This is a genomic window from Qipengyuania pelagi, assembly GCF_009827295.1.
GTDB classification, from domain to species: Bacteria; Pseudomonadota; Alphaproteobacteria; order Sphingomonadales; family Sphingomonadaceae; genus Qipengyuania; species Qipengyuania pelagi.
Genome location: NZ_WTYD01000001.1, coordinates 1,121,108 through 1,140,182, shown reverse-complemented (window position 1 = coordinate 1,140,182; position 19,075 = coordinate 1,121,108). Strand labels below are relative to the sequence as shown.

Annotated in this window: 22 protein-coding genes; all 22 read left to right on the top strand. The window is 63.1% G+C overall.

The genetic code is table 11. The features are described from left to right. Positions 1 to 52: 52 nt before the first annotated feature. The 22 genes from GRI47_RS05585 (at position 53) to GRI47_RS05485 (ending at position 19,067) form a co-directional block, all read left to right on the top strand. Positions 53 to 1,483 carry a coniferyl aldehyde dehydrogenase gene (locus GRI47_RS05585; RefSeq protein WP_160660337.1) on the top strand — a complete coding sequence of 477 codons (1,431 nt, stop codon included), beginning with the start codon at positions 53 to 55 and terminating at the stop codon, positions 1,481 to 1,483. A 149-nt stretch (positions 1,484 to 1,632) separates the two neighbouring features. Further along, entirely contained in the window at positions 1,633 to 2,007 is a 375-nt protein-coding gene (locus GRI47_RS05580; RefSeq protein WP_160660336.1) for an NADH-quinone oxidoreductase subunit A, read from the top strand. Continuing rightward, a complete protein-coding gene (locus GRI47_RS05575; RefSeq protein WP_202387187.1) occupies positions 2,007 to 2,585 on the top strand; it encodes a NuoB/complex I 20 kDa subunit family protein in 579 nt (192 codons plus the stop codon). Before GRI47_RS05580 ends, GRI47_RS05575 begins: the two co-directional genes overlap by 1 nt. A 10-nt stretch (positions 2,586 to 2,595) precedes the next feature. Then, positions 2,596 to 3,453, top strand: coding sequence for an NADH-quinone oxidoreductase subunit C (locus tag GRI47_RS05570; RefSeq protein WP_160660335.1), 858 nt, complete (start codon positions 2,596 to 2,598; stop codon positions 3,451 to 3,453). Next, positions 3,446 to 3,982 carry a hypothetical protein gene (locus GRI47_RS05565; RefSeq protein WP_160660334.1) on the top strand — a complete coding sequence of 179 codons (537 nt, stop codon included), beginning with the start codon at positions 3,446 to 3,448 and terminating at the stop codon, positions 3,980 to 3,982. Before GRI47_RS05570 ends, GRI47_RS05565 begins: the two co-directional genes overlap by 8 nt. After that, complete coding sequence (locus tag GRI47_RS05560) at positions 3,979 to 5,190, top strand: NADH-quinone oxidoreductase subunit D (protein ID WP_160660333.1); 1,212 nt, start codon at positions 3,979 to 3,981, stop codon at positions 5,188 to 5,190. Before GRI47_RS05565 ends, GRI47_RS05560 begins: the two co-directional genes overlap by 4 nt. A gap of 117 nt (positions 5,191 to 5,307) precedes the next feature. Further along, positions 5,308 to 5,976 carry an NADH-quinone oxidoreductase subunit NuoE gene (gene nuoE, locus GRI47_RS05555; protein WP_160660332.1) on the top strand — a complete coding sequence of 223 codons (669 nt, stop codon included), beginning with the start codon at positions 5,308 to 5,310 and terminating at the stop codon, positions 5,974 to 5,976. After that, entirely contained in the window at positions 5,976 to 6,158 is a 183-nt protein-coding gene (locus GRI47_RS05550) for a hypothetical protein (RefSeq protein WP_160660331.1), read from the top strand. The genes nuoE and GRI47_RS05550 overlap by 1 nt, the downstream gene beginning before the upstream one ends. After that, entirely contained in the window at positions 6,155 to 6,328 is a 174-nt protein-coding gene (locus GRI47_RS05545; protein WP_160660330.1) for a hypothetical protein, read from the top strand. Before GRI47_RS05550 ends, GRI47_RS05545 begins: the two co-directional genes overlap by 4 nt. Then, entirely contained in the window at positions 6,328 to 6,468 is a 141-nt protein-coding gene (locus GRI47_RS14780) for a hypothetical protein (RefSeq protein ID WP_197465625.1), read from the top strand. Before GRI47_RS05545 ends, GRI47_RS14780 begins: the two co-directional genes overlap by 1 nt. Further along, complete coding sequence (nuoF, locus tag GRI47_RS05540) at positions 6,468 to 7,760, top strand: NADH-quinone oxidoreductase subunit NuoF (RefSeq protein ID WP_160660329.1); 1,293 nt, start codon at positions 6,468 to 6,470, stop codon at positions 7,758 to 7,760. Before GRI47_RS14780 ends, nuoF begins: the two co-directional genes overlap by 1 nt. Beyond that, positions 7,760 to 9,745: an NADH-quinone oxidoreductase subunit NuoG gene (gene nuoG / locus GRI47_RS05535; protein ID WP_160660328.1), complete on the top strand. Its 1,986-nt coding sequence runs from the start codon at positions 7,760 to 7,762 to the stop codon at positions 9,743 to 9,745. Before nuoF ends, nuoG begins: the two co-directional genes overlap by 1 nt. After that, positions 9,745 to 9,930, top strand: a complete 186-nt coding sequence (locus GRI47_RS05530) for a hypothetical protein (RefSeq protein ID WP_160660327.1) — start codon at positions 9,745 to 9,747, stop codon at positions 9,928 to 9,930. The genes nuoG and GRI47_RS05530 overlap by 1 nt, the downstream gene beginning before the upstream one ends. Continuing rightward, positions 9,927 to 10,979 carry an NADH-quinone oxidoreductase subunit NuoH gene (gene nuoH / locus GRI47_RS05525; RefSeq protein WP_160660326.1) on the top strand — a complete coding sequence of 351 codons (1,053 nt, stop codon included), beginning with the start codon at positions 9,927 to 9,929 and terminating at the stop codon, positions 10,977 to 10,979. The genes GRI47_RS05530 and nuoH overlap by 4 nt, the downstream gene beginning before the upstream one ends. Further along, positions 10,976 to 11,461, top strand: a complete 486-nt coding sequence (nuoI, locus tag GRI47_RS05520; protein WP_160660325.1) for an NADH-quinone oxidoreductase subunit NuoI — start codon at positions 10,976 to 10,978, stop codon at positions 11,459 to 11,461. Before nuoH ends, nuoI begins: the two co-directional genes overlap by 4 nt. Positions 11,462 to 11,488: 27 nt before the next feature. Further along, positions 11,489 to 12,112, top strand: a complete 624-nt coding sequence (locus tag GRI47_RS05515) for an NADH-quinone oxidoreductase subunit J (RefSeq protein ID WP_160660324.1) — start codon at positions 11,489 to 11,491, stop codon at positions 12,110 to 12,112. Further along, on the top strand, positions 12,109 to 12,414 hold the full coding sequence (nuoK, locus tag GRI47_RS05510) for an NADH-quinone oxidoreductase subunit NuoK (RefSeq protein ID WP_067684563.1): 306 nt from the start codon (positions 12,109 to 12,111) through the stop codon (positions 12,412 to 12,414). Before GRI47_RS05515 ends, nuoK begins: the two co-directional genes overlap by 4 nt. Positions 12,415 to 12,421: 7 nt before the next feature. Beyond that, positions 12,422 to 14,485, top strand: a complete 2,064-nt coding sequence (gene nuoL / locus GRI47_RS05505; protein WP_160660323.1) for an NADH-quinone oxidoreductase subunit L — start codon at positions 12,422 to 12,424, stop codon at positions 14,483 to 14,485. Between the two features lie 15 nt (positions 14,486 to 14,500). Then, positions 14,501 to 16,069, top strand: a complete 1,569-nt coding sequence (locus GRI47_RS05500; RefSeq protein ID WP_160660322.1) for an NADH-quinone oxidoreductase subunit M — start codon at positions 14,501 to 14,503, stop codon at positions 16,067 to 16,069. After that, positions 16,069 to 17,547 (top strand): NADH-quinone oxidoreductase subunit NuoN, encoded by a 1,479-nt coding sequence (gene nuoN / locus GRI47_RS05495; RefSeq protein WP_160660321.1) that lies wholly within the window; start codon positions 16,069 to 16,071, stop codon positions 17,545 to 17,547. Before GRI47_RS05500 ends, nuoN begins: the two co-directional genes overlap by 1 nt. A 13-nt stretch (positions 17,548 to 17,560) precedes the next feature. Then, complete coding sequence (locus tag GRI47_RS05490; RefSeq protein ID WP_160660320.1) at positions 17,561 to 18,271, top strand: biotin--[acetyl-CoA-carboxylase] ligase; 711 nt, start codon at positions 17,561 to 17,563, stop codon at positions 18,269 to 18,271. Positions 18,272 to 18,281: 10 nt separating this feature from the next. Then, positions 18,282 to 19,067, top strand: a complete 786-nt coding sequence (locus GRI47_RS05485; RefSeq protein ID WP_160660319.1) for a type III pantothenate kinase — start codon at positions 18,282 to 18,284, stop codon at positions 19,065 to 19,067. Positions 19,068 to 19,075 lie beyond the last annotated feature (8 nt).

The window sequence follows — 19,075 nt, the reverse complement described above, 5'->3', positions numbered from 1 at the left end:
GCCATACCGCCAGATTAGGAGCGGAAAGCGGCGAAATCAAACGGAGAGAGCGATGGCGGGCGACCGGACGAAAGAGATGCAGGATGTCCTGAAGCGGCAGCGCGCCGCGCACGAGGCGGATCGCCCCGAGCCGATGGATATGCGAAAGGATCGGGTGAAGCGCGCCATCGCGATCCTGAAGGAGAACGCCGACGCGCTGTGTTCCGCGATGAACGCGGATTTCGGCAATCGCTCGCCCAGCCAGTCCATGCTGACCGACATCGCCGGGACGATCAATTTCGGCAAATACTGCCTCAAACATGCCGAGAAATGGGCGCGGCCCGACAAGCGGCATCTGCAATTCCCGCTCGGGCTTTTGGGCGCGAAGGCGGAAGTCCGCTACGAACCCAAGGGCGTGATCGGCATTCTCAGCCCGTGGAACTTCCCCCTCAATCTGAGCTTCGGGCCGCTGATGCAGGTCTTCGCGGCGGGCAATCGCGCGATGATCAAGCCGAGCGAATTTACCGAGCGCACCAGCGGATTGTCCGCCGAACTGGTCGATCGCTATTTCGCACCGGAGGAATGCGCGGTGTTCGCTGGCGGGCCGCAAGTGGCGGCCGCTTTCAGCGAACTTCCCTTCGATCACCTCGTCTTCACCGGATCGACCGCGACGGGCCGCAAGGTGATGGAAGCGGCGGCCAGGAACCTCGTCCCCGTCACGCTGGAACTGGGCGGGAAATCGCCGGTAATCATGGGCGAAAGCGCGGACTTCGCCAAGGCGGGAGAGCGGGTGGCGCTCGGCAAGATGCTCAATGCGGGGCAGATCTGCCTCGCCCCCGACTATCTCTACGTTCCCGAAGCGAAGGCCGATGAGGCCGTCCATGGGATCTGGCAGGCCACCGCGGCGATGTATCCGACCCTGCTCGATAATGACGATTATGCGAGCGTTGTCACCGATCGCCACTTCGACCGCTTGCAGGATATGGTGAAGGATGCGCGCGACAAGGGGGCCGAGGTGATCGAGATCAATCCCGGTGACGAGGATTTCTCCAGCACCAATGCTCGCAAGATGCCGCTCACGATCCTGCGCAACGTGACCGACGACATGCAGGCGATGCAGGAGGAAATCTTTGGCCCCGTCCTGCCGGTCAAGACCTACGGCCAGATCGACGAGGCGATCGACTATGTGAACCGGCGCGACCGCCCGCTCGGCCTGTATTATTTCGGCAGCGACGACGGCGAGGAGCGGCGCGTGCTCGAACGCACGATTTCCGGCGGGGTCACCGTGAACGACGTGGTCTTCCATGTTTCCATGGAGGACCTGCCCTTCGGCGGCGTCGGGCCGAGCGGAATGGGCAGCTATCACGGGATCGAAGGCTTTCGTGAATTCAGCCATGCCCGCAGCGTCTATTCGCAGGCCAAGATCGACGTGGCGAAGCTTGCCGGATTGAAGCCGCCATACGGGGAAGCGACCCGCAAGGCATTGCGCGGCTTGATGAAATAGGACGGCGGACGCACAAGCGCCACGCGCATTTCCCGCACGTTTTCATGCGGGAAATGCGCCGATCCTGCCCTTGCGTGTGAGGCGCGAGAGGCCTAGAGGCGAGCCGAATGAGCGCGCTTTAGAGGCGCCGAAACCGTTAGGAATCGCACGTGGTCGATCTCGAGCAGTATCTGCCGATCCTCATCTTTCTCTTCATCGCCGTCCTGCTGTCGGCGGCGTTCGTGTTTCTGCCGATGGGCGTGTCGCGCCTGACGGGCGCGCATAATCCCAACGCGGAGAAGCTGAGCGAGTATGAATGCGGCTTTCCCGCCTTCGAGGAACCGCGCAGCCAGTTCGACGTGAAATTCTACCTCGTCGCGATCAGCTTCCTGCTGTTCGATCTCGAGGCGGCCTTCCTGTTTCCGTGGGCGGTGAGTCTCGAATTCACGCAGTGGACGGGATGGATTGGCATGATGGTGTTCCTCGGAATCCTCGCGATCGGCCTCGCCTATGAATGGAAGATGGGGGCATTGGACTGGCAGTAATGAGCGATCAACGTACGATATCCCCGCAGGGCCGCGACCCGTATCTCCAGCCCACTGCGCAGCCGGGCGAAATCCGCCAGCCGGACCAGGACTATTTCAACGCGCTTCAGAACGAGGTGAACGACAAGGGCTTCCTCGTCGCCAGCACCGAGGACCTGTTTCAGTGGGCGCGCACGGGATCGCTGTGGTGGATGACCTTCGGCCTCGCCTGCTGCGCGGTCGAGATGATCCACGTCAATATGCCGCGCTACGACATGGAGCGGTTCGGCGTCGCCCCGCGCGCATCCCCGCGCCAGTCGGACGTGATGATCGTGGCCGGAACGCTGTGCAACAAGATGGCCCCGGCCCTGCGCAAGGTCTACGACCAGATGTCGGAGCCGAAATACGTCATCAGCATGGGCAGCTGCGCCAATGGCGGCGGCTATTACCATTACAGCTACAGCGTCGTGCGCGGTTGCGACCGGATCGTGCCGGTCGATATCTATGTGCCCGGCTGCCCTCCGACGGCCGAGGCGCTGCTTTACGGTGTGATGCAATTGCAGCGTAAGATCCGCCGCAGCGGCACGATCGAGCGATAGGGGCGCAGGCATGGCGACACTCCACTCCGCACCCCGCTTCATCCAGATCGACGGGTTGAAGGAAACGCTTTCGACCGCGCTCGGCGGGCACCTGATCGACGCACACGACGAGCATGGCGAACTGCTGTTCACCGTCCGGCGCGACGCGATCGAAGATGCGCTGCGCATCCTGCGTGACGAGCATGGCTATCAGCAGCTGATGGAAATCGCCGGGGTCGACTATCCCAGCCGCGAAGAGCGGTTCGAGGTGGTCTACATGCTGCTTTCGCTGACGCGGAACAGCCGCATCATGGTCAAGTGCACCGCCAGCGAAGATACGCCGGTCCCGACCGTGACGACGCTGTGGCCCAATGCGGGCTGGCTCGAACGCGAGGTGTTCGACCTTTATGGCGTGCTGTTCGACGGGAATACGGATTTGCGCCGGATCCTCACCGATTACGGGTTCGAAGGGCATCCCTTCCGCAAGGATTTCCCGCTCACCGGCTATACCGAGCTGCGCTATTCCGAGGACGAGAAGCGCGTCGTCTACGAGCCGGTCGAACTCGCACAGGATCTGCGCCAGTTTGATTTCATGAGCCCGTGGGAAGGTGCGGATTACGTCCTGCCTGGTGACGAGAAGGCGGACACGCCGCCGGTCGCCGATCCCAAGGTGACCGAAAAGCCGTCCGACACCGGCGCTGGCGCCAAGGCGGACAAGGAAGCGGCCGACAAGGTCAGCAAAGGTGCACCCACCAAGGAAGAAAGCGGCAAAGACGCGCCATCTCCGCCCGAGCCGACCGAGGATCGCAAAGATCGTCCGGCGCGTGAAGGCAAGACGACCGACACCGCCGAGGCGACCGAACCGAAGGGGGATGGCAAGGATGCGTAAGCTGATGCTTCTTGCGGTTCCGCTCGCGCTCGCGGCGTGCAGCCAGGAGCCTGCACCCAGCTCTTCGGATGCGGACGATTTCGCCGCGCGCGTCGGTGCGCCGGGGACCAGCACGACCGGCGGAACAGCCGTGGTCGTGCCGAATGCGGTTGAGACCACCGCAGCGCGCATCGCTCCTCCGCCCAATACGGACGTCACCCAGCTTGAAAGGCTCGGCAATATCGGCGGCGTCGATCTCGGTCCGCGCGCGGGCGGTTGCACGTTCAGCGCCGATGGGCAGGAAATGCTCGTCGCCGCCGGGCCGAACGATCGCTCGCTACCCGGCAAGGCGACCGTGCGGGCCGGCGGCAAGCTGATCCTTCTGGATGCGCCTCCGGGGGGCTACGATCAGGTCAAGGCGGGCACGACCTTCAATGGCGAGGGCTTTTCGGTCCTCGTCCAGCCGACCGGCCGCGACACCGGCCAGATGACGATAACCGACGTCCAGGGACGCCAGAAAGCCTTTAACGGCAGGTGGGTCTGCTCATGAGCATGCAACTCGAACGCTCGCCGACGACCGGCGACGAGGTCATTTCCAACTACACGATTAATTTCGGCCCCCAGCACCCGGCGGCGCACGGCGTGCTGCGCATGGTGATGGAGCTGGACGGCGAGATCATCGAACGCGTCGATCCGCATGTCGGCCTGCTTCATCGCGGCACCGAAAAGCTGATCGAGCACAAGACCTATCTTCAGGCGCTGCCCTATTTCGACCGCCTCGATTACTGTTCGCCGCTGTGTCAGGAGCACAGCTACGTCCTCGCGATCGAGAAGCTGCTGAATGTCGAGGTGCCGGAGCGGGCCAAGTATCTGCGCGTGCTGTTCGCCGAGCTGACGCGCATTTCGAACCACATGCTCAATATCGGCGCGCATGTCATGGATGTCGGCGCGATGACGCCGAACCTGTGGGTGTTCGAACTGCGCGAAGACTGCATGAACTTCTTCGAGCGGGCGAGCGGCGCGCGGATGCACAGCGCCTATTTCCGCCCCGGCGGTGTCCATCAGGACGTGCCGGAAAAGCTGCTGGTCGATATCGGCGAATGGCTCGACACGCGCCTGCCCGAACTGTTCGGCGACGCGATGAGCCTGGTGCTCGACAACCGCATCTTCAAGCAGCGCAATGTCGATATCGCCCATGTCAGCCGCGACGACGCGATCGCCTGGGGCTTTTCCGGCCCGATGATCCGCGCCGCAGGCATCCCGTGGGATCTGCGCAAGTCGCAGCCTTACGACGTCTATGACCGGATGGAGTTCGACATTCCCGTCGGCACCAATTCGGACTGCTACGACCGCTTCGTGGTGCGCGTGAAGGAAGTCTACGAAAGCGCCAAGATCATCAAGCAGTGCCTGGCGCAGATGCCGTCCGGCCCGATCGCCAGCGACGACCGCAAGGTCGCTCCGCCCAAGCGCGGCGAGATGAAGCAGTCGATGGAAGCGCTGATCCACCATTTCAAGCTCTACACCGAAGGCTTCCACGTGCCTGCGGGCGAAGTCTACGTGGCGACCGAAAGCCCGAAGGGCGAATTCGGCGTCTATCTGGTCAGCGACGGGTCGAACAAACCCTATCGCTGCAAGATCCGCCCGACGGCGTTCAGCCACCTCCAGGCGATGGATTTCATGTGCAAGGGCCACATGCTACCCGACGCGACCGCCATTCTGGGCGCGATCGACGTGGTGTTCGGGGAGTGTGATCGGTGAATTTTAGCCCCTATTCCGTCATCCCGGACTTGATCCGGGATCCCGCTCTACTTCTGCTGTCCTCCAAGGCAGCTGGACCCCGGATCAAGTCCGGGGCGACGATCTGGAGGGATCGCCGTGGCTGACCGTTCGCCCGCACCCGACACCCCCGAACTGCGCGAGCGCTGGGGTGGCTTCGAGTTCACCGACGCCTACCGCGCCAAGGCCGACAAGGCGATCGCGCGCTATCCCGAGGGTCGGCAGAAGTCGGCGGTGATGCCGCTGCTCGACCTTGCCCAGCGCCAGGTCGGCGAGGAAACCGATACCCAAGGGTGGCTGCCGCTGCCGGTGATCGAATATGTCGCCGATTATCTCGATATGCCGGTGATCCGCGTGCTCGAGGTCGCGACCTTCTATTTCATGTACAACATGCAGCCGGTGGGCAAATTCCACGTCCAGGTCTGCGGCACCACGCCCTGTATGCTGCGCGGCTCGGACGCCCTATTCGAAACCTGCAAGTCGCGGGGGATGAAGAAGGGTCACGTGTCCGACGACGGTCTGTGGACCCTCACCGAGGTCGAATGCATGGGCAATTGCGCCACCGCGCCGATGGTCCAGATCAATGACGACAATTACGAGGATCTGACGCCCGAACGCCTCGACGCCGTGCTCGACGCACTGGCGGCGGGCGAAACGCCGAAGCCCGGCACGCAGGAGCCCGGGCGCCATACGAGCGAGCCTGCGGGCGGTCCAACCACGCTCGCCGAGATGGTGGACGCCAATCACGATTACCGGGGGGAATGGTGATGTCCTCCAAGCAGATGTATCGGCTTGCAGGTATCCTGTTCCTCGTCGCGGCCTTAGCATTCTTCGTGACGGGACAGACCGCGCTGGGCGCCGCGTTCATCGCCATCGGTGGTTCTTTTGTGGCGATTTCGTCCACCGCGAACGAGAACGGTGAAATCTGCGAGGGCGAGGACCGGCCGTGAAACGCGCGCTCGTCTCACTCGGGATCACCCTGTTCGTCGCGGGGGTGTTGATCGACATCTTCACCGATCGCGATGTTATCGGGACGACGATTCTCGTCGCGGGCGCGATCCTCGCGCTCGTCGCCGGACGGCGTTCGCCCAGATCCGACCAGAGCCTGCGCCGCAAGTAATGGATATCGTCACCATCATCGTCGCGCTCGTGCTCGCCTTCATCGCCTGGAAAGTGCTGATGGGCGTGATCAAGTTCGGCGCCATCGCGCTGATTGCCGTCGCGGCGATCTGGTTCATTTCGCAAGGGAACGCTTTCTGATGCTCGCCGACAAGGACCGCATCTTCACAAATCTCTACGGCTTCCAGGACTGGGGGCTGAAGGCGGCGCAAAAGCGCGGCGATTGGGATGATACCAAGGCGCTGATCGCGCGCGGGCAGGATTCGATCATCGAAGAGGTCAAGGCGAGCGGCCTGCGCGGGCGGGGCGGGGCGGGCTTTCCCACCGGTCTCAAATGGTCCTTCATGCCCAAGGAATCGAAAGACGGACGGCCGAGTTTCCTGGTCATCAACGCCGACGAATCCGAGCCCGGTTCGTGCAAGGACCGCGAGATCATCCGCCACGATCCGCACAAGCTGATCGAAGGCGCGCTGGTGGCGGGTTTCGCCATGCGCGCGCGAGCGGCCTACATCTATATCCGCGGCGAATATATCCGCGAGGCCGAGACGCTTCAGGCCGCGATCGACGAGGCGTATGATGCCAAGCTGATCGGCAAGGATGCCAGCGGCTCGGGTTACGATTTCGACGTATTCCTCCATCGCGGCGCAGGGGCCTATATCTGCGGCGAAGAAACCGCGATGATCGAAAGCCTGGAAGGCAAGAAAGGTCAGCCGCGCCTGAAGCCGCCTTTCCCGGCGGGCGCGGGCCTCTATGGCTGCCCGACCACGGTCAACAACGTCGAGAGTATCGCGGTCGTCCCCACGATCCTGCGGCGCGGCGGATCGTGGTTCGCAAGCTTCGGGCGCGAGAACAACAAGGGCACGAAGCTCTTCCAGATCAGCGGCCATGTGAACAAGCCCTGCGTGGTGGAAGAGGCGCTGTCGATCCCGTTCAGCGAGCTGATCGAGAAGCATTGCGGCGGCATTCGCGGTGGCAAGGACAACCTCCTTGCCGTGATCCCCGGCGGCTCGTCGGTTCCGCTGGTCCCGGCCGAGCAGATCTGGGACGCGCCGATGGATTTCGACGGGCTCAAGGAATTGGGTTCTGGCCTTGGCACGGCGGGCGTGATCGTGATGGACAAGTCCACCGACATCGTGCGCGCGATCAGCCGCCTCTCCTATTTCTACAAGCACGAAAGCTGCGGCCAGTGCACGCCCTGCCGCGAAGGTACGGGTTGGATGTGGCGCATGATGGAACGACTGCGCACCGGCGATGCGGCGATCGAAGAGATCGACATGCTCCAGCAGGTGACGAAACAGGTCGAAGGCCACACCATCTGCGCGCTGGGCGATGCAGCTGCGTGGCCGATCCAGGGCCTGATCCGCCATTTCCGGCCCGAGCTGGAGCGCCGGATCGAAGAACACAATGCACAGTTTGCCGAGGCTGCCGAATAATGCCTAAAGTCACCGTAGACGGTCAGGAAATCGAGGTTCCGGACGGCGCCACCGTCCTTCAGGCCTGCGAGCTTGCGGGGAAGGAAATTCCGCGCTTCTGCTATCACGAGCGCCTGAGCATTGCGGGCAATTGCCGCATGTGTCTGGTCGAAGTGAAGCCTGGGCCGCCCAAGCCGCAGGCGAGTTGTGCGCTTCCGGCAACCGAAGGGCAGGAGATCCGCACCGATACGCAGATGGTGAAGACCGCGCGCGAAGGGGTGATGGAGTTCCTGCTCATCAACCATCCGCTCGACTGCCCGATCTGCGACCAGGGCGGCGAATGCGACCTTCAGGATCAGTCGATGACCTATGGTCGCGGCGGCTCGCGCTATCACGAGAACAAGCGCGCGGTGACCGAGAAATACATGGGCCCGCTGATCAAGACGATCATGACCCGTTGCATCCACTGCACTCGCTGCGTGCGTTTCAGCGAGGAGATCGCAGGCGTTGACGAGATCGGCGCGGTGGGTCGCGGCGAGGATATGCAGATCACGACCTATCTCGAACAGGCCGCCGAGCATGAGCTCAGCGCCAATGTGATCGACCTGTGCCCGGTGGGCGCGCTGACCAGTCGCCCCTATGCTTTCGAGGCGCGCCCGTGGGAGCTGAAGAAGACGCTCTCGATCGACGTCAGCGACGCGGTCGGCGCCAATATCCGGCTAGACAGCCGCGGCCGCGAGGTCATGCGCGCACTTCCGCGCATCAATGACGACGTCAACGAGGAATGGCTTTCGGACAAGGGCCGCTATCAGGTCGACGGCCTGATGCGCCGCCGCCTCGACAGGGTCTTCGTTCGCCGCGATGGCAAGCTTGCAGCGGCGAGGTGGGACGAGGCCTTCGCGATGATCGCCGACGCCAAGCCTGGTAACAGCATCGCCGCGATTGCGGGCGACCTCGTCGATTGCGAAACGATGTTCGCGGCCAAGGCGCTTCTCAAGGCCAGCGGGTCGACCCTCATGGAAGGCCGCCAGACCGGGATGGACTACGATGTCTCCAATCTTGCGGCGGTGAATTTCAATTCGACGCTGGCAGGCATCGAGAACGCCGATGCGATCCTGATTGTCGGCAGCCATGTCCGCTGGGAAGCGCCGCTCGTCAATGTCCGCCTGCGCAAGGCGGCGAAGCGCGGTGCGAAGATCTTCCTCGTGGGTCCGCGCTGGGACACGACCTTCGGCGGCGAGTTTCTGGGCGGCGATCTCGGCGTTCTCAACGATCTGCCCGGCCATGTCGCCGAAGCGTTCGACAAGGCGGAGCGTCCGGCGGTGATCGTCGGCGGTGCCGGTCTCAAGGGCGCGCATCAAAAGGCGCTGGCGCTGGCCGCTGGATGGGGTGCGGAATTCAACGTTCTGCACATGGCGGCGAGCCGGATGGGCGGGCTGATGCTCGGCTATGCCCAAAAGGGCGGCATCTCCGATATCGCTAATGCAAAGCCCAAGGTCTTGCTTTCGCTCGGCGCGGACGAGATGGACTATTCCGCCTTCGCCGACAGTCTCAAGGTCTATATCGGGCACCATGGCGATAGGGGCGCGCATCATGCCGATATCGTCCTCCCCGGCGCCAGCTATGCCGAAAAGGACGGGACCTACGTCAACACCGAAGGTCGCGTGCAGTTCGCCGAAAAGGCGGTCTTCGCGCCCGGTGACGCGCGTGAGGATTGGACGATCCTGCGCGCGCTGGCCGATGCTCTCGGCGTTGCGGTCGGGTTCGACAGCTTCGCGCAGTTGCAGGGTGCGATGATCGCCGATGTTCCGGCGCTTGGCGAGGAAGGTCTCGCCGATTATGGCGCCTTGCCCGAGGCCGATATGGCGGCGAAGGCGGAAGGGGCCATCGCGTCCTATCCGATCAGGGATTTCTATCTCACCAACCCGATCGCACGGGCGAGTGCGGTGATGCAGCAATGTTCGGCCGAACTCCTCGGCCCCGAGCTCGCGGAGGCGGCGGAATAATGGCGGTCCCGATCATCCCCCTGGCGCTGATGGGCGCGGGCGCATACGCGGTCTATCGCGCTTTCGGCGAGAACCGTCCGCACAAGTCCAACGCCGCGAATGGCTGGCGCAACGAAGCCTTTGCGAGCAAGGACGCTGAAAAGAACCGGGGCCGCAAGAAGCCGACCGGGAAGGACAAGACGTGACCGAATTCTTCCAATCGCTCGGACTGACCTATGAATGGGCGTGGGGTCTGGCGACGCTGTCGGGCGTGCTGCTGATTGCGCTGCCGCTGATGCTGGCGGTCGCCATGATCATCTATGTCGATCGCAAGGTCTGGGCCGCGATCAACCTGCGGCGCGGGCCCAATGTGGTCGGCCCCTTCGGCCTGTTGCAGAGCTTCGCCGACGGGTTGAAGGTGTTCCTCCAGGAAACCATCATTCCCAGTGCGGCGAACAAGGGCATCTTCATCCTCGCCCCGATCGTCACTTTCACCGTGGCGCTGGCCGCATGGGCGGTGATTCCGTTCGATGCGGGGGTGGTGCTGGCGGACATCAATGTCGGCCTGCTCTACATCCTCGCGATCAGTTCGCTGTCGGTTTACGGCGTGGTGATGAGCGGTTGGGCGTCGAACTCGAAATACCCGTTCTTCTCCGCCATGCGCGCCGCAGCGCAGATGATCAGCTACGAAGTCTCGATCGGCTTCATCCTCGTCTGCGTGGTGCTCTACGCGGGCAGCTTCAATCTGACAGAGATCGTCAATTCGCAGCGCGGCCACGGTTTCGGGATCGTCAACGGCTATTATTTCAACCTGTTGCTGTTCCCGATCTGGGTGGTGTTCTTCATCTCCTGCCTCGCCGAAACGCAGCGCGTGCCCTTCGACTTGACCGAGGCGGAGAGCGAGCTGGTGGCAGGCTACCAGACCGAATATTCCAGCATGAGCTTCGCGCTGTTCTGGCTCGGCGAATATGCCAACATCCTGCTGATGTGCAGCCTCAACACGCTGCTGTTCTTCGGCGGGTGGCTGCCGCCGGTCGACTGGGCGCCGCTCTACCTCGTGCCGGGGATCATCTGGTTCCTGCTCAAGACGTTCTTCTTCTTCTTCATGTTCAGCTGGGTCATGGCGACCGTTCCGCGTTATCGGTACGACCAGCTGATGCGTCTGGGCTGGAAGGTCTTCCTGCCGATGAGCCTGCTGTTCGTGGTCGCGATTTCGGGCTGGCTGATGATAACCCGTTATGGAGGTGCGGCATGAGCGTCGCCCATTTCGTCAAATCGTTCACTCTGTGGGAATTCGTGAAGGCGCACGCCCTCACGCTGAAGTATTTCTTCAAGCCCAAGGTGACGATCAACTACCCGTTCGAGAAGAACCCGCTGTCGCCCCGTTTCCGCGGCGAACATGCGCTGCGCCGTTATCCCAACGGGGAAGAACGTTGCATCGCCTGTAAATTGTGCGAGGCGGTGTGCCCGGCGCAGGCGATCACGATCGAGAGCGAGCCGCGCGACGATGGATCGCGCCGCACCACGCGCTACGATATCGACATGACCAAATGCATCTATTGCGGTTTCTGCCAGGAAGCCTGCCCGGTCGATGCGGTGGTCGAAGGACCGAATTTCGAATATTCGACCGAAACGCGCGAGGAACTGCTGTACGACAAGGCGAAATTGCTGGCGAACGGGGACAAGTGGGAGCGGGCGATCGCCGCGAACCTTGAAGCCGACGCGCCCTACCGCTAACCGGCGCGCGAACCAGACTGGGGCCCCATGATTCAGACAATCGCCTTCTACCTGTTCGCCGCGCTGGTGATCGCGTCTGCGGTCATGGTCATCATGTCGCGCAATCCGGTCCATTCGGTGCTGTGGCTGATCCTCGCCTTCTTCAACGCCGCGGGCCTCATGGTGCTTGTGGGCGCGGAATTCATCGCGATGCTGCTGGTCATCGTCTATGTCGGCGCGGTCGCGGTGCTGTTCCTGTTCGTCGTCATGATGCTGGACATCGATTTCGCCGAGCTGCGCGCCGGATTCATCAAGAACTTCCCGCTCGGAATCGCGATCGCGCTGGTCCTGCTGGCGGAGCTGGTGCTGGGCATCGGGGCGTATCGCGCAGGCGCGATCGCGCTGGGAACGCCCGACGGAATGGCCGCACCGATCGTCGGCGTGAGCAACACCGAGGCGCTCGGCGCCCTGCTCTATTCCGATTACATCTTCCTGTTCGAAGCCACCGGCCTCGTGCTCCTCGTCGCCATGATCGGCGCGATCGTGCTGACGCATCGCAAGAGCGCAGGCGACCATCGCGGGCAGCAGGATATCGCCAAGCAGAACCGCCGCAATCCGAACGAGGCGACCGTTATGAAGCGTCCTACCGTGGGTGAGGGGGTCGAGCTGTGATCGGCATCGAACACTATATCGTCGTGAGCGCGATCCTGTTCGTGCTCGGCGTGCTGGGCATCTTCCTCAACCGCAAGAACATCATCGTCATCCTGATGGCGATCGAGCTGATCCTGCTGGCGGTAAACATCAACATGGTCGCCTTCAGCGCGTTCCTGAACGATCTCACGGGTCAGATCTTCGCGATGTTCATCCTCGCCGTCGCGGCTTCCGAAGCGGCGATCGGGCTGGCGATCCTGGTGATCTATTTCCGTGGTCGCGGCACGATCGCGGTCGACGACGTCAATCGGATGAAGGGATAACCGCCCGGTGCAGACCTCCATCATCCTGATCGTCTTCCTGCCGCTGTTCGCCGCGATCATCGGCGGCATCATCAACAAGTCGATGCCGAGCGTCGTCACCAAGGCGGTGACGACCGGCGCGCTGTTCGTCGCCTGCGCGCTCAGCTGGCCGATCTTCCTGAGCTTCGTCTCGGGCGATGCGACGGCCACCGTCGTGCCGGTTCTTCAATGGATGCAATCGGGCGATCTGACCTTCGACTGGGCGCTGCGCGTCGATACGCTGACGGCCGTGATGCTGGTGGTGGTGACCACGGTGTCCGCGCTCGTTCACCTCTATAGCTGGGGCTATATGGAGGAAGACCCGGATCAGCCGCGCTTCTTCGCCTATCTCTCGCTTTTCACCTTCGCCATGCTGATGCTGGTGACGGCCGACAATCTCGTCCAGATGTTCTTCGGATGGGAAGGGGTGGGGCTCGCCAGCTATCTCCTGATCGGTTTCTGGTTCAAGAAACCGAGCGCCAATGCCGCCGCGATGAAGGCCTTCGTCGTCAACCGCGTGGGCGATCTCGGCTTTATGCTCGGCATTTTCGGGACGTTCCTCGTGTTCGGGACGGTCTCGATCCCTGAAATTCTCGCGGCCGCGCCGGGCATGTCGGGCGCGAGCATCGGTTCCCTCGGCTATCGTGCCAACACGATGGATGTGCTCTGCGTGCTGCTGTTCATCGGTGCGATGGGCAAGTCGGCACAGCTCGGCCTTCACACCTGGTTGCCCGACGCGATGGAGGGGCCGACGCCTGTGTCCGCGCTGATCCACGCGGCCACCATGGTGACGGCGGGCGTGTTCATGGTCTGCCGTCTCTCGCCCATGTTCGAAGCCGCGCCGTTCGCGCTCGGCCTCGTCACCTTTATCGGCGCGGCGACCTGTATTTTCGCGGCGACCGTCGGCACGACGCAGTGGGATATCAAGCGGGTCATCGCCTATTCGACCTGTTCGCAGCTCGGCTACATGTTCTTCGCCGCTGGCGTCGGCGCGTATGGGGCGGCGATGTTCCACCTCTTCACCCACGCCTTCTTCAAGGCGCTGCTGTTCCTGGGCGCGGGTTCGGTCATCCATGCGATGCACCACGAACAGGACATGCGCTATTACGGGGCGCTGCGTAAGGAGATCCCGTTCACCTTCTACGCCATGCTGGCGGGGACGCTGGCGATCACCGGGGTGGGTGTCTATCATCTCGGCATTGGCTTCGCGGGTTTCTGGTCGAAGGATGCCATTCTCGAGGTCGCCTATGCGCGCGGGACCGAGCTGGGCCAGTTCGCCTTCTGGATGGGTACGCTCGCGGCCCTTCTGACCAGCTTCTATAGCTGGCGCCTGATGTTCCTGACCTTCTGGGGCAAGCCTCGCTGGGCGGATAGCGAGCATATCCAGCACGCGGTCCATCACGGTCACGACGAACCGGAAGAGCACAATCCGCCGGTCCAGGAAGATGCGGGCGATGATGTGAAGCATCACGTTCCCTCGCCGAATTACCTGGCGGGCACGGCGGGCTATCACCCGCATGAAAGCCCTATCTCCATGCTGATCCCCCTCGGCATATTGTCGCTCGGCGCGGTGCTGGCGGGCCAGTTGTTCGCGCCCACCTTCCTCGACAGCGCGAGTTTCTGGAATGGCGCGATCTTCTACAACGAGCCGCTGATCCATGCGATGCACGCGACGCCCTATCCGGTGAAGTATGCCGCCGCGATCGTGATGCTGCTCGGCCTGCTGGCAGCGTGGATGGCCTATATCCGCGACACCTCGCTGCCTGCGAAGGGTGCCGAACAGCTCGGCCCGGTCTACCGCTTCTTCTACAACAAGTGGTATTTCGACGAGCTTTACGATCGTGTCTTCGTGAAGCCTTCGCTGTGGCTCGGGCGGCAGTTCTGGAAGCTCGGCGATGTCGGTACGATCGATCGCTTCGGCCCCAACGGTGCGGCCTGGGTGGTCGAGCGCGGCAGCGTGCTCGCGAAGCGGGTGCAGAGCGGGTACGTCTACAGCTACGCGCTGGTGATGCTGCTCGGCCTGGTTGCGGCTGTTACATATGTTCTGGTTTAAGGCGGTTCTGGTCTGATGGAATTCCCCATCCTTTCGACGATGCTGGCCGTGCCCCTGGTGGCGGGGATCGCCTGCCTGTTCCTGCCAGCGGCAAGCGCACGGCTGACGGCGCTGGTCGCAACGCTGGTCAATCTGGCGCTCGGCATCGCGCTGTGGCTGAACTACGATATCGGCGGGACCCAGTGGCAGTTCACCGAACGCGCGGACCTTTTCGCAGTGTTCGATTACGCGCTGGGGATCGACGGGATCGCGCTGATGCTGATCATGCTCAGCGTGTTCCTGATGCCGATCTGTATCCTTGCCAGCTGGGACGGAATCCAGAAGCGCGTCGGCGAATACATGGCCGCTTTCCTGATCATGGAAACGCTGATGATCGGCGTGTTCGCGGCGCAGGACATGTTCCTGTTCTATATCTTCTTCGAAGCCGGCCTCATCCCGATGTATCTCATCATCGGCGTGTGGGGCGGGGATAACCGCATCTACGCCAGCTATAAATTCTTCCTCTACACGCTGCTCGGATCGGTCGTGATGCTGATCGCGATGATGTGGATGGTGAACCAGGCGGGCACCAGCGACATCCCCACCCTGATGCAATACGATTTCGCGCCCGGTGCGCAGACCTGGCTGTGGCTCGCCTTCTTCGCCAGTTTCGCGGTCAAGATGCCGATGTGGCCGGTCCATACCTGGCTTCCCGATGCGCACGTCCAGGCGCCGACGGCGGGCTCGGTCATCCTCGCAGGCGTTCTCCTGAAGCTGGGCGGGTACGGGTTCATCCGATTCAGCCTGCCGATGTTCCCCGAAGCGAGCGCGCAGTTCCTGTGGCTGGTGTTCGCCCTGTCGATGGTGGCGGTGATCTACACCTCGCTGGTTGCGCTGGTGCAGCACGACATGAAGAAGCTGATCGCTTACTCGTCGGTCGCGCACATGGCGATCGTGACGGCGGGCCTGTTCGCCTTCAACGTGCAGGGCATCGAAGGCGCGATGATGATCATGCTTGGCCACGGGCTGGTCTCGGGCGCGCTGTTCCTGTGCGTGGGCGTGATCTACGACCGGCTGCACACGCGCGAGATCGGACGTTATGGCGGGCTCGCGATCAACATGCCGCGCTACGCCTTCTTCTTCCTCCTGTTCACCATGGCGAGCATCGGCCTTCCGGGCACGAGCAATTTCGTCGGCGAATTCCTGGCGCTGGCCGGGGTCTATGAAGTCTCGACCTGGGCCACGCTCATCCTCACCACCGGTATCATTCTGGGCGCTGCCTACATGCTCTATCTCTACCGCCGCGTCGTTTTCGGCATTCAGAAGAACGCCGATGCGGCTGCGATGCCCGACCTGTCCTTGCGCGAATGGGCCATGCTCGGTCCGATCGCGGCGGCGGTTCTGTGGATGGGTGTCTATCCCGAAAGCTTTCTTGCGCCCATGCGCGCCGATATCGCCGCGCTTGAGGTGCGCCTCGCCCGCGCCGCGCCGGCTGGTGACAGCGGGCTGGCTATCGGTCAGCCGCGCGCCCATGCCGCGAATTACGTTGCGGGCGCTCATGGCGCCGAGACTACGGGATCGGCCGCGGCGGAGGGCGCGCACTGATGACTTACGCTGCTTCCTTCTACCTCGCCGCGCCTGAAATCATCCTCTCGGTCGCAGCGCTTATCCTGTTGCTGGTATCGGCGTGGATGCCCAAGGTCAGCCGCGCGGTCACCATCGCTGCGGTAGCGGCCCTGTTCGGCGCCATGGCCTGGACTGGCCATCTCCTGTTCGATCCCGCCTATGCGACGGGCGGGGAGGCGTTCGGCGGACTTTACAGCGCGGACGGCTTCGCCGGATTCGCGAAGATCGTGATCTACCTCGCGACGATCGCCTGTCTCGTCGTCACGCCCCGCTTCTTCGATGCGCGCGGCGCCTATCGCCCGGAATATCCGGTCCTGATGCTGTTCGCTGCTGTCGGCATGGGCATCATGGTCTCGGCGGTCGATCTCGTGACGCTCTATGTGGGTCTCGAACTGTCGAGCCTCGCGAGTTACGTGCTCGCCGCGTTCCTGCGCAATGACGGGCGTTCCAACGAAGCGGGTCTCAAATACTTCATCCTCGGCGCGCTGGCCTCGGGCATCATCCTTTACGGGATGAGCCTCGTCTACGGCTTCTCGGGCACCACATCCTATTCCGGCATCCGCGTCGCGTTCGCTGACGGGTTCTCGACCGGGGCGCTGTTCGGTGTGGTGTTCGTTCTCGCCGGGCTTGCCTTCAAGATCGCGGCGGTGCCGTTCCATATGTGGACGCCCGACGTCTATGAAGGCGCGCCGACGCCCGTCACCGCCTTCTTCGCCAGCGCGCCAAAGGTCGCGGCGGTCGTCATGCTGTCGCGCATCGCGCTCGATGCGTTCGGCGCGCAGACCGATGCCTGGCGCCAGATCGTGATCTTCGCGGCGCTGGCCTCGATCGTGGTCGGGGCGCTCGGCGCGATCGGCCAGCAGAATCTGAAGCGCCTGCTTGCCTACAGTTCGATCAACAATGTCGGCTTCATCCTGATCGGCCTCGCCGCCGCGACGCCCGAGGGCGCGAGTGCGGTGCTGGTCTATCTTGCCATCTACGCCGCGATGACCATCGGTTCCTTCGTGGCGCTGCTGATGTTGCGCGACAGTTCGGGCGAGCAGATCGAGACCTTTGCCGGTATTTCGGGCCTGTCGACGACCAAGCCCGCGCTGGCATGGTGCCTGCTGATCCTGATGTTCAGCCTCGCGGGCATTCCGCCGCTGTTCGGATTCTTCGGCAAGTTCGTGGTCTTCCAGGCCGCGGTCGAAGCCGACCTGATCGCGCTCGCCGCCATCGGGATCGCTGCCAGCGTCATCGGGGCGTTCTACTATCTGAAATTCGTCAAGGTGATGTTCTTCGACGAACCGCTCAGCACCGCGCCCGAGGGAGACGCCGTGATCGCGGACAGCCCGACCGGCCACTGGGTCGTTCTGGGGCTCAGCGCGCTGCTCATGTCGCCGCTCGGCTATCTCGCCATTCCGTGGCTGGTCAGACTGGCCGACCGTGCGGCCAGCGCGCTTTTCACCGTCATCTGATCCGCGCGCGCCTTTGATCCGCACTATCGCCGAGACCGGCTCTACCAATGCCGATCTGCTGGACCGCCTTCGGGCAGGCGAGCAGGCCGCGGAAGGTGAGTGGCTCGTCGCCGATCGCCAGACCGCTGGTAGAGGTCGCCAGGGGCGGGGCTGGTTCGACGGGCATGGGAATTTCATGGGCTCGACCGTCGTCCGGACTTCAGCGGGGGACCCACCGGCGCCTACCCTGTCGCTGGTCACGGGAATCGCGTTGCATGAATCCGTCAGGCCTTTCTGCCCAGATGACCGTGTGCCGATGCTCAAATGGCCGAACGATCTGCTGCTGAGCGGAGCGAAGCTGTCGGGCATCCTTCTGGAATCGGCCGGCCCTGCCGTGGTGGTCGGGGTCGGCGTCAATCTGAAGCAGGCACCCAACCTGCCGGACCGTGCGACGATCGCCCTCTCGGCGTTCGGCCCCGCGCCCGACCGCGATTTCTTTGCCGCCGAACTCGCCCGCAATTTCGCGGATATCCTGCAAAGATGGCGGACCTACGGGTTGGAGCCGATCCTGCGGCAATGGAGCGCGCTGGCAACGCCCGAAGGGACGCCCCTCAGCGTGCACGAACCCGATGGGGCGCTGATTTCGGGGCAGTTTGCCGGGATCGCCGAAGACGGTTCGCTGCGACTGCGCTTGGCGGATGGGACATCCCGTGCCATTTACGCCGGCGACGTGATGCTCGCCTGAGGAGAGACCGATGCTGCTCGCCGTGGATGTCGGCAACACCAATATCGTCTTCGCCCTGTTTGAAGGGACCGATATCAAGACCCGCTGGCGCATCGCCACCGATGCGCGACGAACGGGTGACGAATACGCCGTCTGGCTGCTCCAGCTGCTCGCCATCGAAGGGTACGGCAAACAGGACGTGTCGGCGATCATCATCGGATCGGTGGTACCCCGCGCGATCCACAATCTGACGGTCCTGGCGCAGAAATATTTCGGTGTGGAGCCGATGATCGCGGGGCTGGGCCAAGCCGAATACGGGTTTCATGCCGATATCGAGCAGCCGAGCTCACTCGGCGCCGATCGCGCGCTCAACACGATCGCCGCTCATGCCAAATATGGCGGCGATCTGGTCGTGATCGATTTCGGCACCGCGACCACGTTCGATGCGGTCGATTTCAACGGCGCCTATAAAGGCGGCATCATCGCGCCGGGCATCAATCTTTCGCTCGATGCCTTGGTCGGGAACACGGCGAAGCTGCCGCGCATTGCCATTGAGAAGCCGCGCACCGACAGCGTGATCGGTCGCAACACCGAAGATCAGATGCTGATCGGGGTGTTCTGGGGCTATGTCGCGATGATGGAAGGGCTGGTTTCCCGTATCAAGGCCGAAATCGGCCGCCCGGCAAAGACGGTGGCGACCGGTGGATTGGCCCTTTTGTTCGACGAACACACCGACCTGTTCGACGCGGTGGACAGCGACCTGACGCTGGAAGGCCTGGCGATATTGGCCGAACGCGCGCGCGATCGCGCGACCTGAAAAGAGGT